At 44.4% G+C, this 15541-nt stretch carries 11 protein-coding genes and 1 riboswitch; of the genes, 4 read left to right on the top strand and 7 right to left on the bottom strand.

Annotated elements, in window-relative coordinates; translation table 11 throughout:
- Positions 1–103: 103 nt before the first annotated feature.
- Positions 104–3028 (bottom strand): RNA polymerase-associated protein RapA, encoded by a 2925-nt coding sequence (rapA, locus tag Vgang_RS01865; RefSeq protein ID WP_105902288.1) that lies wholly within the window; start codon positions 3026–3028, stop codon positions 104–106.
- A gap of 482 nt (positions 3029–3510) precedes the next feature.
- On the opposite strand from rapA, the gene Vgang_RS01860 reads away from it, so the two are divergent.
- Together Vgang_RS01860 and Vgang_RS01855 are read left to right on the top strand one after the other, a co-directional pair.
- A complete protein-coding gene (locus tag Vgang_RS01860) occupies positions 3511–4926 on the top strand; it encodes a PhoH family protein (protein ID WP_105902289.1) in 1416 nt (471 codons plus the stop codon).
- A gap of 340 nt (positions 4927–5266) precedes the next feature.
- Positions 5267–5905, top strand: coding sequence for a hypothetical protein (locus Vgang_RS01855; RefSeq protein ID WP_105902290.1), 639 nt, complete (start codon positions 5267–5269; stop codon positions 5903–5905).
- A gap of 24 nt (positions 5906–5929) precedes the next feature.
- Here Vgang_RS01855 and thiQ read toward each other — a convergent pair whose 3' ends face one another.
- The 5 genes from thiQ to mpl all read right to left on the bottom strand — a co-directional run bounded on the left by thiQ (position 5930) and on the right by mpl (position 11622).
- Positions 5930–6673: a thiamine ABC transporter ATP-binding protein gene (thiQ, locus tag Vgang_RS01850; RefSeq protein ID WP_105902291.1), complete on the bottom strand. Its 744-nt coding sequence runs from the start codon at positions 6671–6673 to the stop codon at positions 5930–5932.
- Positions 6673–8262 (bottom strand): thiamine/thiamine pyrophosphate ABC transporter permease ThiP, encoded by a 1590-nt coding sequence (thiP, locus tag Vgang_RS01845; protein WP_105902292.1) that lies wholly within the window; start codon positions 8260–8262, stop codon positions 6673–6675. Before thiP ends, thiQ begins: the two co-directional genes overlap by 1 nt.
- Positions 8263–8323: 61 nt before the next feature.
- A complete protein-coding gene (gene thiB / locus Vgang_RS01840) occupies positions 8324–9340 on the bottom strand; it encodes a thiamine ABC transporter substrate binding subunit (RefSeq protein ID WP_105902293.1) in 1017 nt (338 codons plus the stop codon).
- 30 nt (positions 9341–9370) lie between these two features.
- A riboswitch (TPP riboswitch) is annotated at positions 9371–9484 on the bottom strand.
- A 48-nt stretch (positions 9485–9532) separates the two neighbouring features.
- Positions 9533–10162 carry a flavin prenyltransferase UbiX gene (locus Vgang_RS01835; protein WP_105902294.1) on the bottom strand — a complete coding sequence of 210 codons (630 nt, stop codon included), beginning with the start codon at positions 10160–10162 and terminating at the stop codon, positions 9533–9535.
- A gap of 101 nt (positions 10163–10263) precedes the next feature.
- Positions 10264–11622 carry a UDP-N-acetylmuramate:L-alanyl-gamma-D-glutamyl-meso-diaminopimelate ligase gene (gene mpl, locus Vgang_RS01830; protein ID WP_105902295.1) on the bottom strand — a complete coding sequence of 453 codons (1359 nt, stop codon included), beginning with the start codon at positions 11620–11622 and terminating at the stop codon, positions 10264–10266.
- Between the two features lie 328 nt (positions 11623–11950).
- Between mpl and fbp the strand changes: the two genes are divergently transcribed.
- Both fbp and ppa read left to right on the top strand, forming a co-directional pair.
- Positions 11951–12964 (top strand): class 1 fructose-bisphosphatase, encoded by a 1014-nt coding sequence (gene fbp / locus Vgang_RS01825; protein WP_105902296.1) that lies wholly within the window; start codon positions 11951–11953, stop codon positions 12962–12964.
- Between the two features lie 214 nt (positions 12965–13178).
- Complete coding sequence (gene ppa, locus Vgang_RS01820) at positions 13179–13706, top strand: inorganic diphosphatase (RefSeq protein ID WP_105902297.1); 528 nt, start codon at positions 13179–13181, stop codon at positions 13704–13706.
- A gap of 121 nt (positions 13707–13827) precedes the next feature.
- Here the strand turns inward: ppa and pgi are convergent, their stop codons facing one another.
- A complete protein-coding gene (gene pgi, locus Vgang_RS01815; protein ID WP_105902298.1) occupies positions 13828–15480 on the bottom strand; it encodes a glucose-6-phosphate isomerase in 1653 nt (550 codons plus the stop codon).
- Positions 15481–15541 lie beyond the last annotated feature (61 nt).

Raw genomic sequence — 15541 nt, 5'->3', positions numbered from 1 at the left:
AGGTTAGGGTCCCGAACTAGAGCCAGAAAATGGTTAAATAAACGTTGCTCGTAACTCGAAATGCCTCCTCGAGCCACGAGAAACGTCTTTTCCGAGTAACGTATTACTGATGTGCCACCACAATCAAACGCAATGAATCGAGTTGCAATTGAGCGGTTTCAATATAACCAGACAGTGTCTCGATTTGTGCTTCAATGGCATCAATTTCTTCATCACGAATGTTGGGATTCACCGCTTTCAAGGCTAGCAAACGCTCAAGCTCTAAGTTGAGTTTTTGCTGCATGTCAGCCTTAGCATCTTGGCGTACTTCATCCAGTTTTGGTAATACCGCTTGTTCCGCCTTCTCAATCAAAGCGTGAATTTGATCTTGCACTGAGCTCGCCACTTTACTCGCCATATGACGATTAATTGGGCTCAACTGACGGTTAAAGGTATCAAACGGCACTTGCTCTGATAGCTCGTTACCTTTGCCATCGAGCAATAAACGAATCGGTGTTTTCGGTAAGAACTGGTTGATGCCACTGCGTTTTGGCGCTTGTGCATCGACTAAATACACTAACTCCAAGAACATGGTACCCACCGGCAAGGCTTTATTTTTCAAGAGAGATACGGCGTTAGTACCGACATTTTCACTCAAGAGTAAGTCTATGCCACCTTGGATCATTGGGTGTTCCCAACTCATAAAGTGCATATCTTCGCGTGATAATGCGGTATCTCGGTCAAAAGTGATGGTCGCCCCTTCATACGGCAAGCCCGGGTAGCTTGGCACCATCATGTGCTCAGATGGCGTAACAACGAGCGCATTTTCACCTTTGTCGTCTTGGTTTAAGCCGATAGTATCAAATAGGCCTAACGCGAACGTCACAAGGTTGGTGTCGTTATCACCCGCAGCAATGGTCTCGGTGATCTTCTGCGCTTTCTCACCACCATTAGAATGAATTTCTAACAAGCGATCACGACCTTGCTCTAACTTAGATTTCAACTGTTTATTCAGCGTCGCAGAGAGCTCGATTAATTCATCCAAGTTGGTCATATCATCATTCGCCAACATGGTGATCAAGTCACTTGAATACTGATCGTATACCGCGCGGCCGGTTGGGCAGGTTTCGGCAAAGGCATTCAAACCATGGTGATACCAATGCGCTAACGTCGCTTGAGCTGAGCCTTGCAAGTAAGGCACAAATACATCGATATCACGAGTCTGACCAATACGGTCCAAACGGCCAATACGTTGCTCAAGTAAATCTGGGTTAAATGGCAAATCAAACATCACCAGTTGATTAGCAAATTGGAAGTTGCGTCCCTCAGAGCCAATTTCAGAACAGATCAGCACTTGCGCGCCACCTTCTTCTTGCGCGAAATAGGCCGCCGCTTTGTCACGTTCTAAAATCGACATCCCTTCATGGAACACAGTTGCACGAATGCCTTCACGCTCACGCAACGCTTGCTCGAGTTGTAATGCTGTTGTCGCTCGTGAGGCGATCACTAAGATCTTCTCCGATCGTTTGGCTAATACTTTTTCAATCAACCAACTCACACGAGGATCAAAACTCCACCAAGAAGTTTTATCACCTTCTAAATCTTGTAAGATCTCTTCAGGATAGAGATTTTTTAACGCTTGTGCCGGCTCCGGCAAATCGCCATCCATCATTTTAGTGACACGCATTGCACGCGTATATTGCTCAGGCATTGGCATTTCCAACAAATGCACATGACGCTCTGGGAAACCTTGGATCGCAGCACGAGTATTACGGAACAAAATACGCCCGGTACCATGACGATCCATCAAATTATCAATCAACTCTTGGCGTGCTAGCGCTTTTTGCTCAATATCGAATTCCGCCTGTGAACTGCAGCCATCTAAGATGCGAAATAATGGCTCCGCATCTTGCTCTGATAACAGTTCAGTAATGCTATTTTTTTCATCATTCGTTAGAGGTTTACCAGACTCTAAACTCGCTACCGCTTCGGCGACTGGCGCATATTGCTGCTCTTCTTTCACAAAAGTTGGGTAATCAAAGAAACGATCAGGATCCAATAAGCGAAGACGTGCAAAATGGCTTTCGTGGCCTAATTGCTCTGGGGTTGCCGTCAGCAGTAACACGCCGGCAATGCTAGATGCTAAACCTTCCACCATTTCATATTCACGGCTCGGTGCATCCACACTCCACTCTAAGTGATGCGCTTCATCCACCACCAACAGATCCCAATCCGCCGCCAGCGCTTGATGGTAGCGTTTTTCGTTTTTCTTTAAGAAATCCAGTGAACAGAGCACATATTGCTGAGTATCAAATGGGTTGAGTGCATCCGCTTGCGATTCTAGACAACGCTCTTCATCGAACACAGAAAAATGCAAGTTGAAACGGCGCATCATTTCCACCAGCCACTGATGCTGCAAGGTTTCAGGCACCACAATGAGAATTCGCTCAGAGCGACCAGTCAGCACTTGCTGGTGAATAATCATGCCCGCTTCAATGGTTTTACCTAGGCCAACTTCATCGGCCAATAACACACGAGGTGCGTGGCGACGACCTACTTCATGGGCAATGTACAGCTGATGTGGGATCAAACCTGCGCGCATGCCACATAAACCACGCATTGGGCTTTTATGTTGCTGGTATTGATTGGTTAGGGCGTTATAGCGCAACACGAAATTGTCCATACGATCAATTTGACCGGCGAACATTTTATCTTGAGGTTTATTAAAGCGAATTTGGTGATTTAAGAAAATTTCACGTAAGGCGACATCGCTTTCTTCTGTATCTTGGCGAGTGCCAACGTAAGTTAATACGTCATTTTGAACATCCACTCGCTCTACTTTTAATGACCAGCCATCTTGGCTTTCAATCACATCACCCACATTAAAAACAACACGAGTAATGGGCGCATCATTGCGTGCATATAAACGGTTTTCTTCAGAAGCAGCAAACATCAAAGTCACAGTGCGAGCATCCAACTCCACTACTGTCCCTAATCCTAAATCGCTTTCTGTATCACTAATCCAACGCTGACCTAACGCAAATGCCATGTAATCGACTACCTTATGAATCTGTCTTTATGAAATCTAGTTTATCCCCAAGTAACTTCAAGGTGTGATTGTCGTTTACAAGGGTAAAGGTTTACGGCCCTATTTTGTTCAAAAAATGAGAAAGAGACGCTCTTACTCACCCCGTAAAAAGCGGATTATTTTACTGGATAGATAGGAATTTATCATCCTGAAATCGCCTAATTTTTTCCGCTGACATAAAAGTGTCAATATTTGAGAGGTATGGTAGAGAAGAAAGTAAAAATCTTTCTATACTTAAACTGAGCGTAGAAATAATAACTAGGGTTAGCTAGGGTAAGACACGAAGTTAAACCTTATTATTTCGCGTTAACACTTAGGGTTTGATCGTTATGTAGCTGCACGCTACCGACACACTCGATAGCATAAGAGGGATAGGACGTTCCTCTTGCAGCCTGGCAATCAAACATTGCTAGCTTTCCGCATCGCGGAATCAAGGAGACGCTATGGGCGCGAATGAAAAAACGCTGACCAGCCGTACCTCACAAGATAACAGCCTTCGCAAGTTGTTTGTCCTAGACACCAACATCCTTTTACATGAACCTCACGCCATTTATTCCTTCCAAGAACACGATGTTGTCATCCCAATGACGGTGTTAGAAGAACTCGACCGAATCAAAGACAGTAAACGCGATGTTGCTCGTGATGCCAGGGTGGCGATACGAGCATTAGAAGCCATTTTTCATGACGCGACACCAGAAGAAATATCTCAAGGTATTCCCTTTGGGCATGAGCACCAAACTTCCGGTGCTATCTCAATTTTGGCTGATTACGATGTGCAAGAAAGTGATAAGGCTTTTGCTGATAAAGCCGGAGATAATCGTATTCTCAATGGCGTTCTTGCCCTACAAAAGCAGCACCCTGAACGCGAAGTGGTGTTGATCACCAAAGACATCAATATGCGACTTCGTGCCAAAGGGGCCGGCGTTCAATATGTTGAAGACTACCGCACAGACCAATTAATTGATGATGTGCAATACCTCACTAAAGGCTTCACTCAATATGAAGGCAGCTTTTGGGATAACTTCCAACAAGTAGAAAGCCAAACCGTTGGCAGCAAAACCTTTCATACCGTCGACCGCGAAGGGCTCGAGCCTACCTTCATCAACCAATATTTAATTGATGAAGATACCGATTTTGCAGGCCGTGTTGAGGAATTGCACCCGCACAACGCCAAAATTCGCGATCTCAGCCGAGAGCGTTTATTGCATCGTCATGCCTGGGATATCTATCCAAAAAATATTTATCAAGGCATGGCGATGGATGCCCTGCTCGACCCAAGCATCGACTTAGTAATTTTAACTGGTGCCGCCGGTAGTGGTAAAACCATGCTCGCCATGGCCGCGGCACTGGAAATGACGATAGAGAAGAAAATGTTCGATAAGATCATCGTCACACGTAATACGCCAGATATAGGGGAAGCCATTGGTTTCTTACCCGGCACCGAAGAAGAAAAGATGATGCCTTGGCTGGCGGCGATTACCGATACACTCGAAGCACTGCATAAAAACGATCATTGCACGGAAGGCTCACTCAAATACATTTGCGATAAAGCCAATATTCAGTTCAAGTCGATCAACTTTATGCGCGGACGTTCGATTCAAAACGCCTTTGTATTGCTCGATGAGTGTCAAAACCTGACCGCTTCACAAATAAAAACCATCATTACCCGCTGTGGTGAAGGCACCAAAATCGTCTGCTCCGGTAACTTAGCGCAGATTGACTCCACCTACTTAACGCCGGTTACATCGGGGTTAACTTATATAGTGGAGCGCTTTAAAAACTTTGAAGGTAGCGCCAACATTCACTTAAACGGCGTGGTACGCAGCCGCTTGGCCGAGTTTGCAGAGGAAAACTTGTAGCCGAAAATATTAACTTTCAACCACTTAAAAACGGGCTTTGATGCCCGTTTTGTCTTTATTGAACAAAGCTATCTATCAATAGCTATTAAACAAGCTATGGCTATTAAACAAGAACTAACAAACACTAGCGATTAAATATGAGCGAACAAGAAAGAGATAATCACAAATTGATAAAATATCAAACGGTTAGAATTAAAAGAAATACGCTTAGTTCAAAATGATACTAGCTCTCATCTAAAGATGACATTAGTATCACCGGCTTGTTCAAACTTGAGTTATGTGATCTAGGTCACCATACTATAGATAAACCACATACACTCATCACAAGTGGGTTTCCATAATGCAAAATCATCAAAACGTCCTTGTCATTAAACGCTCAGTGTTACGCTTTCTAGTTCTTGCCGTAGTTGTTGCTTTGCCTGTTATTTGTATTCGCGTCGACATTTTTTATTTTAATAACAATTTAGGCGAAATCTCGCTCACTGAGTTTTTACAAGAAGGCATGTTATTCATTGCCACCTGTTTATTCGCCTCTATTGCTAAAAATAACCCAGATGTTCGCCATGCTTACGTATTAATTGCAGGCTTTTTTGCTTGTTTATTGATTCGTGAACTCGATGCCCTATTTGATCTGATTTATCACGGATTCTGGGTCGTGCCAGCCTTGGTCGTCGCCGCTTCAGCGATTCGCTTTGCACTCACAGATAAAGAAAAAACCGTCGCAGGATTAAGCCAACACGCGCAAGATAAAAACAACAGTTCCATGATGGTGGGATTAGCGGTCTTGCTGATATTTTCACGTTTATTTGGTATGGGCAGCCTTTGGGAAGGATTACTGGGTGATGAGTTCGTGCGAGCAGTGAAAAACGTTGCCGAAGAAGGGACCGAAGTGCTGGGCTATGCGTTAATGTTCTACTCAGCACTTTGTTACTACGTTGACTTTAAGCGTGTTAAATCAGAATCACTCTCACACAAATAGAGTTGGTCTGTTGGTCTTGAAATTCTAGCCGGTGATGCCTCCCGCTTGCAAAAAAGCTTGCAGCGCTTCATTTTCATGCGCTGGATTCAAGGTTTCCATTTCCCCGACTTCACTGACTCGCCCTTGCTGCATAAAGGCAAAATGACTGGCAATCATTTTGGCATCGCTAATATGGTGGGTCACCATTAACACTGTCAATTTTCGCTGCTCAGCGAGCTTAGCAACCAACCGCAACATATCCTCGCGCAGTACAGGATCGAGCGCCGAAAATGGCTCATCCAATAACCAAATGGTATGTGGCTGAACAAAACAACGTGCCAATGCGACACGCTGTCTTTGCCCGCCCGATAACTGCTCTGGCAAACGTTCGAGTAATTCTTCGATTCCAACTTGCTGCGCAGCTTGCTGCACTAATTGCTGCTGCTCCGCCGTAAGTTTTAGCCCCGGATGTAAACCCAAGCCAATATTTTGCCTGACGGTTAAATGGGTAAATAAATTATGCTCTTGAAATAGCATGGCGACTGGACGCTGATGTGGCGCTCGCCCAACAACATTATCGCCATTGACCAAAATCTGCCCCTGGCTTGGCTCAATGAAACCGGCGACCAAACTCAGTAATGTCGACTTTCCAGAGCCGCTCGCTCCCATCAAAGCCATGATAGCGCCTGCGGGAAGTTGCAGTTCAAATTCAAAACATTCATTTTGATATTCATACTGCACTTGGTCTAAAGAGACAGCGATAGCGCTTTGTTCACACCCTTTTTTCATTATTGACTACCACGTTTAAAGACACGTTCGATAAGCACAAAACACAACAGGCTAAACAGTAATAAACAAAGGGCGACCATGGCCGCGGCCTGAATTTGATAGCTGCCTAACAATTGGAATAAATACAAAGGCAACGTCGTTAAAGATTGGCTGCCAAATAAAGCGATCGCACTCAGATCGCCCATAGAAAACATGAAACAAATCGAAAACGCATGTGCGATGGTTTTATTTAACGCTCGCCATTCCACCAAACGAAAACGGTTCCAGCCTGCCATGCCTAAACTTTGACAAAGAGAGTGATATTGCTGCGCCGTCTGCAACATTGGCTGACTCAAGGTTTTAATGATGTATGGCAACCCCATTAAGCTATTGATCACCACCACAACCCAAAATGCCAAACTGAACACATCAACCCGCTCACGTAACAGCAAAAACAGCCCCGTACTGAGCACAATACCTGGCGTGACCAAAATAATAGTGCCCATTAATTCTACTTTACCCGCGCGACTCGATTGACCTTTTAAGTGCCAAGCTCGACTGGTCAATAAAATCGCCATGCCGAGTAATAACGCCAAACAGCTGGCAAGCGTGGCAATTTGTACCGATGCACTCAAAGCATGCCAAAATTTCTCATCTTGCAATACCGCAAAGGAGCGAGGATTTAACCCTTGTCCCACCACCATCATTAACGGCGGCAACACCAAGATCGCCGCTGAAACAATCCAAAACGCATCCCACCATTTCGCTTTTGAGCTATCAATAAAAAAAGCATAACGTTGATGACTGGCCGCATCGGAAGTTGGTAAGGTTTTAGTCAGCTTTAATAACAGCAGGCTTAACCCACCACACAGCAGCATTTGCCACAGCGCCAAAATCGCACCGGCCTGTAAATCAAAATCAAACTTAATCGCCTGATAAATCGCAAGTTCAATAGTGGTGGATTTGGGGCCACCGCCAAGTGCCATTACGGTTGAGAAACTGGTGAAGCACAACATAAACACAAGGCCAGCAATTTGCGGAAGTTGCTGCCTCATTCTCGGCCATTCGACTTGTCGAAACTTTTGCCAACCGGTCATGCCTAAATGCGCACACAATTTATGCTGCTCATTAGGAATCGATTCCAAAGCATGCAATAACAATCGACTCGCGTAAGGCAAATTAAAAAAGACATGGGCGACCAAGATGCCACTTAAACCATAGATAGAAAATGGGAGCTGACTGTCGAAGAATCGGAACAGTTGTGCCACTAAACCACTATTGCCCAAGATAGCTACAATACCAAATACGCCGACTAATACTGGTAGTACTAAAGTGGAAGCAAACAATTTCAGCAGTATAGATTTACCAAAAAACTCTCGCCTCGAAAGCGCATGGGCGACAGGAATGGCCAACCCCACACTGAGTAGCATCGATAACGACGCTTGGTAAAAACTAAAGAAGGTAATGTGGCGGTAATAAGGATCAGATAAAATCCAACCCATATTGAGTGTCGGGGCATGATGAATCAATGCCACCACGGTCGATACCACGAACAGGCCAATAGCCGATGCCACGACAATACCTAATTTAGGTACCTGAATATTGACCATGTTAGCGCCCGACCTCACGCACTTTATTACCGCTCATTCTAATGACCAATCAACTTAGACATTATTCCGAAAGTGCCATTTGCCATTCGCGAGTCCAGCTTTTCAACTGTTTGGCAACCACTTCAGGATCCAGCGACAACATTTTGCTCGGTACGGTTAATTGCTCATAACCTTTTGGCAATTCAATGTCGGTCACCGGATACATCCAGTTGCCTGTCGCCATCACCGATTGGAAATCATCACTCAAAATAAACTGCATAAACTCATCAGCAAGTTTTTGGTGTTTTGAGCTTTTTAACTTAGCGGCAAGTTCAATTTGTGCATATTGACCTTCAGCAAAGTCAGCCGCTGCGTAGTTGGGATCATTTTCAGCAATGATGTGGTAAGCCGGAGAGGTACTGTAAGAGAGCACCATATCACTCTCGCCTTTTAAGAACATAGGATAAGAGTCCGACCAACCTTTGCTTACCGTGACCGTCTTCTTCGCGATTTGTTTCCAAGCCTGAGCGGCGTCATCGCCATAGACATCTTTTACCCACAACAATAAACCTTGCCCTGTGATTGAGGTGCGTGGATCTTGATAAATGATATTGAAATCATCACGCTCCACCAGCTCTTTCATGCTTTTCGGCGGGTTCTTCATTTTGGTTTTATCGTACACAAACGCGAAATAGCCATAATCAAATGGCACAAAATAATCGTTATTCCAACCACCAGGAATCGTCACTTTGGAGGTATCAACATCGTGCTTTGCCAGTAAACCCGTCGCTTGTGCTTGCGCCATAATATTGTTGTTTAAACCCAAAACCACATCCGCTTTGGTGGTCGAGCCTTCCATACGAATTCGACTCAACACCGAGCCGCCATCATCAAGTGCAACAAAATTCAGATTACAGCCGCATTGAGCTTCAAATGCCGTTTTGATTTTCGGGCCCGGGCCCCAATCAGAAGTGAAAGAATCGTAGGTATAAACGGTGAGCGTGGGCTTTTCTGCTGCCATGACAGAAGAAGTAAACACGGCAGCGCATGACAACGCCAGTAGCGTAAAAGATTTCGATGTGAAGTTCACTATAAGCATCCTTTTTAGTGAGCGGCACAAGAAAAAGGAAGGCTAGCTTCACTCATTTCCTACGCCAGCATTATCTGGTTCAGGTCACGGGTGTTATCTCAGCCAGTTTTTACACAAATTACTGCGTATAAACTCGCACCCCGATGAGTCGTGTAGATTGTATACAATATAGTCAGAGATGATCAATCAACGCGATGAGTTTTATTCATTACGCTGATCATAACCCCAACGTGGCACCAGCCCCTGCTCAATGCCAAGGTGATCTAAAATACGCGCCACCATAAAATCAACCAGATCGTCGATGGTTTTCGGTTGATGATAAAACCCCGGCGCGGCAGGCATAATAGTGACGCCCATTTGCGACAACTTATGCATGTTTTCTAAGTGCAGCGTTGAGAATGGCGTTTCACGCACCACCAGCAGCAACTGGCCACGCTCTTTCATCACCACATCCGCAGCACGTTCAATTAAGTTATCCGATATGCCGTGGGCAATCGATGCGACACTGCCAGCCGAACATGGGCATACCACCATTTTTTTCGGCGCCGCAGAGCCAGAAGCCACTGGTGAAAACCAATCTTCTTTGCCACACACGACCAATTTATCGCTGTCACAATATAAGTGTTCAACTAACGCTTTTTGAGCGGCATCAGGTCCGCTAGGTAGCTTTAAATCATGCTCAGTTGCCATCACCACTCTAGCCGCCGAGGAAATCAACAGATACACGGTATAGTCGGCAGCAAGCAAACATTCCAGTAAGCGTAACCCATAAGGTGCACCTGAAGCGCCAGTGAACGCTAAGGTAATTCGTTTATCTGCAACTTGAGTCATACCATGCTCCTATACCTTTAACAGTAAAAAGATCATCATGATCTTTTTGCCTACTATGATCTTTTTACTTATCCGCAGCTAAGATTACTGAATGATGGTGATTACTGCTTCGCTTCTAACGCGGTGAGTAATTTGCCATGTATGCCTTCAAAGCCACCATTACTCATCACTAAGATTTGATCGCCCGTTTGCGCTTGAGCCACGATATGCGCCACAAAGTTATCAATATTGTCATCAACATAACTTGGCTGAGCACATTGATCCGCCACATCTTGCACGTTCCACTTAATGTTATTTGGCTGATACAGACACACTTCATCGGCATGTTTAAAGGCTGCGGCTAATGTGTGTTTATGTACGCCCATTTTCATAGTGCTAGAGCGAGGTTCAAACACGGCAATAATTTTACTGTCGCCCACTTTATTACGTAAGCCTTCTAACGTCAGATCAATCGCGGTTGGGTGATGAGCAAAATCGTCATACACTTTCACGCCATTTACTTCGCCTTTTAGCTCTAGGCGGCGTTTAGTATTAATGAATTTACCTAAGGCTTCACAGGCCAAATCCGGAGTTACGCCAACATGACGCGCAGCGGCAATCGCCATCAAAGCATTATTCACATTATGCTCGCCAACCAAGTCCCATTTAACTTCGCCTTGTAACTGACCATCTAAGAACACAGTAAAGTGACTGCCATCTTTTTGAATCTTTTCTGCTTTCCAATGACCATCATCACCAATGTGCTCAAGCTCACTCCAACAACCACGCTTGATCACATCCGTGAGACCATCATCATTCGCTGGCACTAAGATGCGCCCATTACCAGGAACCGTACGGACTAAATGGTGGAATTGGCGTTTGATTGCTTCTAGATCGTCAAAAATATCCGCATGGTCAAATTCAAGATTGTTCATGACTAACGTGCGTGGGTGGTAATGCACAAACTTAGAACGCTTATCGAAAAAAGCACTGTCATATTCGTCCGCTTCCACCACAAAAAACATGCTTTCACCTAAACGAGCAGACACACCGAAGTTACCTAATACGCCGCCAACCAGAAAACCGGGCGCATAACCACAATCTTCTAAGATCCAAGACAGCATACTTGAAGTGGTGGTTTTACCGTGAGTACCAGAAACCGCAAGCACCCAACGATCATGCAACAAGAATTCTTGCAACCATTGCGGGCCGGAGGTGTATTTCAGATTGTTATTTAATACATATTCCACGCATGGGTTGCCGCGGCTCATAGCATTACCAATCACGACTAAGTCTGGTGCAGGATCAAGCTGACTAGGATCAAAGCCTTCAATAATTTCAATACCTTGAGATTCGAGCAATGTACTCATTGGTGGATAAACATTGGCGTCACAACCGGTGACTTTATGTCCTAATTGACGCGCTAATACGGCAGCGCCTCCCATGAATGTGCCACAAATACCAAGAATATGAATATGCATAACTGAGGTTCCTGCCCCATTAAGTTTGAGGCGTTTGAATTGGAAAAAATTATGGCAGATAGTACCGTAAACTCAGGGAAAAGTATGGATAAAATCGGTAATTTTAAGGGGAAATGAATAAGTTTTACCTCATCACAACAATGTAATGCCCCCTGCCTACTCGCTTCGAATCAATAAAACTTCAAATAAATGAAAGTCACATTTGTGAAATTTCACAAGTTACTTCATTACCATTAAAAAGTTTGTCACTTTACAATCACCTACGCCTTGATTGAAAAGGCACTATTTAGCTTTGCTCTGCCTAACGACACTTTTAAAAGGAATAATCATGTCGAACATGCGCACTCTTGGTGAGTTTATTGTTGAAAATCAGCACCATTTCCCGCACGCCAGTGGTGATTTGTCTTCATTACTGGGTTCCATCAAATTAGCCGCCAAAATTGTTAACCGTGAGATTAATAAAGCTGGTTTAGTGGATATCACTGGCTCCGTTGGGGCTGAAAATGTGCAAGGTGAGGAACAACAAAAACTCGATCTCTATGCCAACGAAAAATTCAAAGCCGCATTGGAAGCGCGCGATCAAGTGTGTGGCGTAGCCAGTGAAGAAGAAGATGAAGCGGTCGCGTTTAATAAAGATCTCAATAAGAACGCCAAATACGTGGTGTTAATGGATCCACTCGATGGTTCATCCAATATCGATGTGAATGTGTCTGTTGGTACCATCTTCTCGATTTATCGCCGTGTTTCACCAATTGGCAGTGCGCCAACCGAAGAAGATTTCTTACAACCGGGTCATAAGCAAGTGGCCGCTGGTTACATCATTTACGGCTCATCGACTATGTTGGTGTACACCACAGGTAACGGTGTTCATGGCTTCACTTATGATCCATCACTGGGCGTCTTTTGTTTATCCCATGAGAACATGACCATTCCTGAAACCGGTACGATTTATTCCATCAACGAGGGTAACTACATTCGCTTCCCAACCGGTATCAAAAAGTACATCAAATATTGCCAAGAGAACGTGCCAGAAGAAAAACGTCCTTATACTTCCCGCTATATTGGTTCACTTGTAGCAGACTTCCACCGCAATCTGCTCAAAGGCGGTATCTACCTATACCCAAGCACTCAGAGTCATCCAAACGGTAAGCTGCGCTTATTGTATGAATGCAACCCAATGGCGTTTTTGATGGAGCAAGCAGGTGGTAAAGCCACTGACGGTAAGAATCGTATAATGGATTTAAAACCAACGGAACTGCACCAACGTGTGCCTTTCATCGTCGGCTCACCCACTATGGTTGATAAAGTCGAAAGCTTTTTGTCGCTTTACCCTGAAGATTAGAGACATATTAGGAAGAATTAAGCGATACTTTGAGGGTCAATTGACCAGTTAAGCCCATTTAATAAAAGCGATAACAAGTTTGTTTGTTATCGTTTTTTTATTCTAGTCGCTAATTTAGCTCAAAACCTTTACAACCCCTTTACAAGTCACGTTATAATCAGGCGGTTAATTTCAATTCAACCTTTATTCAATTCAAACCGAGAAAGGAAGCCTCATGAGCTTGAACAATGTTCCTGCTGGTAAATCACTACCAGATGACCTATACGTCGTAATCGAAATCCCTGCTAACGCGGATCCAATCAAATACGAAGTTGATAAAGACAGCGGCGCAGTATTTGTGGACCGTTTTATGTCTGCACCTATGTTCTACCCATGTAACTATGGTTACGTGAACCACACACTATCACTAGATGGTGATCCGGTAGACGTATTAGTACCAACACCATTCCCGCTAATGCCTGGTTCAGTGATTCGTTGTCGCCCAGTTGGCGTATTAAAAATGACGGATGAGTCTGGTGAAGATGCTAAAGTGATCGCCGTTCCGCACAGCAAACTATCAAAAGAATACGATCATATCCAAGACATCAACGATGTACCTGAACTTTTGAAATCGCAAATCACGCATTTCTTCGAGCGTTACAAAGATCTTGAAGCGGGCAAATGGGTAAAAGTAGACGGTTGGGAAGACGTTGAAGCAGCACGTAAAGAGATCTTAGAATCGTACGAGCGTGCGCAAAAATAACCTTCTACCTTCGTAATTGACGCTTCAGCTTTGCTGACTGCGACGTCAATTACTGTGATATAAAAAAGAGAAGCTAACATTTTGCTAGCTTCTCTTTTTGTTTTTATCTCAATGATAAAGATTAGGCTTTAAACGCTTTAAACGCATTGATTAGGCCATTGGTTGAACTGTCGTGTGAGTCAACCGCTTTGCTGTCTGCAAGCTCAGGAAGAATTTGGTTAGCCAGTTGCTTACCAAGCTCTACGCCCCATTGGTCAAAGCTAAAGATATTCCAAATCACACCTTGTACGAAGATTTTGTGCTCGTACATTGCAATTAGGCTACCGAGTGTTTTTGGCGTAATTTGCTTCACTAAGATTGAGTTAGTTGGGCGGTTACCTTCAAACACTTTGAAGTTCACAAGATCTTTTACTTCTTCAGCGGTTTTACCGGCTGCAGCAAATTCAGCTTCAACTTGCTCTTTTGATTTACCAAACGCTAAGGCTTCCGTTTGAGCAAAGAAGTTCGACATCAATTTCTGATGATGATCGCCCACTTGGTTGTGGCTGATTGCTGGTGCAATGAAATCACAAGGGATCAACTTAGTGCCTTGGTGGATCAATTGATAGAAGGCATGCTGACCATTCGTACCTGGTTCACCCCAAATGATTGGGCCTGTTTGGTAATCCACCGCTTCACCGTTGCGATCAACGTACTTACCATTTGATTCCATGTTGCCTTGTTGGAAGTACGCAGCAAAACGGTGTAAGTACTGATCATACGGTAGAATCGCTTCTGATTCCGCACCGTGGAAGTTGTTGTACCAAATACCAATCAACGCCAAGATAACAGGAATGTTGTGTTCAAATTCAGTATTTGCGAAGTGCTTGTCCATCTCATGCGCACCTTCCAATAACTCAATAAAGTTATCAAAACCTACCGCAAGAGAGATAGAAAGACCGATGGCAGACCATAGAGAGTAACGACCGCCAACCCAGTCCCAGAATTCGAACATGTTGTCAGTATCAATGCCAAATTCAGACACCGATTTCGCATTGGTTGAAAGCGCTGCAAAGTGTTTCGCCACGTGTGCAGAGTCGCTTGCCGTTGCTAGGAACCAATCACGCGCTGTGTGTGCGTTGGTCATAGTCTCTTGCGTGGTGAAGGTTTTAGACGCCACTAAGAATAACGTGGTTTCTGGATTTAGGTTCTTCAAGGTTTCGGCAATATGAGTACCATCAACGTTAGAAACAAAGTGCATGTTCAAACGCGTTTTGTAAGCCGCTAACGCTTCAGACACCATGAATGGACCTAGGTCAGAACCACCAATACCAATGTTCACCACATCCGTGATTTCTTTACCTGTGTAACCTTTCCACTCACCCGATACGATACGGTTGGTGAAGCTTTCCATTTTAGCCAGAACAGCGTTAACACCAGGCATCACATCAACACCATCAACCATGACTGGCGTGTTGCTGCGGTTACGAAGTGCCGTGTGCAGTACCGCACGGCCTTCTGTTTGGTTGATCTTGTCACCCGCAAACATCGCTTGAATGGCAGATTTTAATTCAGTTTGCTCAGCTAATGCGAAAAGATGGGTCAATGTTTCTTTGTTCAACAAGTTCTTAGAGTAGTCGACTAAGATATCTGAACCGAACTTAGCAGAAAATTGATTAAAACGATCCGCATCTTGCGCGAACAACTCAGCCATTTCCATGTCTTGTGCTGATTCAAAATGCTCAGTCAACGCTTTCCATGCTGGCGTTGTTGTTGGGTTAATATTTTTCAACATGATTCATTCCTGGTATGTCTATGAAATTGACTCAAACAAAAACCACTCAAGGTTAATTGCC

Origin of the sequence: Vibrio gangliei, assembly GCF_026001925.1 — a bacterium.
GTDB lineage: Bacteria > Pseudomonadota > Gammaproteobacteria > Enterobacterales > Vibrionaceae > Vibrio > Vibrio gangliei.
The sequence above is the reverse complement of the archived record's forward strand: the minus strand, read 5'-3'. Positions and strand labels throughout refer to the sequence as shown.

Bases quoted from the DNA above. Each gene is read 5' to 3' on its own strand.
- thiQ (WP_105902291.1), bottom strand. From the start codon at position 6,673: ATGAAAAAAGGGTGTGAACAAAGCGCTATCGCTGTCTCTTTAGACCAA.
- mpl (WP_105902295.1), bottom strand. From the start codon at position 11,622: ATGCATATTCATATTCTTGGTATTTGTGGCACATTCATGGGAGGCGCT.
- thiP (WP_105902292.1), bottom strand. From the start codon at position 8,262: ATGGTCAATATTCAGGTACCTAAATTAGGTATTGTCGTGGCATCGGCT.
- Vgang_RS01860 (WP_105902289.1), top strand. From the start codon at position 3,511: ATGGGCGCGAATGAAAAAACGCTGACCAGCCGTACCTCACAAGATAAC.
- Vgang_RS01835 (WP_105902294.1), bottom strand. From the start codon at position 10,162: ATGACTCAAGTTGCAGATAAACGAATTACCTTAGCGTTCACTGGCGCT.
- rapA (WP_105902288.1), bottom strand. From the start codon at position 3,028: ATGGCATTTGCGTTAGGTCAGCGTTGGATTAGTGATACAGAAAGCGAT.
- fbp (WP_105902296.1), top strand. From the start codon at position 11,951: ATGTCGAACATGCGCACTCTTGGTGAGTTTATTGTTGAAAATCAGCAC.
- ppa (WP_105902297.1), top strand. From the start codon at position 13,179: ATGAGCTTGAACAATGTTCCTGCTGGTAAATCACTACCAGATGACCTA.
- thiB (WP_105902293.1), bottom strand. From the start codon at position 9,340: ATGCTTATAGTGAACTTCACATCGAAATCTTTTACGCTACTGGCGTTG.
- Vgang_RS01855 (WP_105902290.1), top strand. From the start codon at position 5,267: ATGCAAAATCATCAAAACGTCCTTGTCATTAAACGCTCAGTGTTACGC.
- pgi (WP_105902298.1), bottom strand. From the start codon at position 15,480: ATGTTGAAAAATATTAACCCAACAACAACGCCAGCATGGAAAGCGTTG.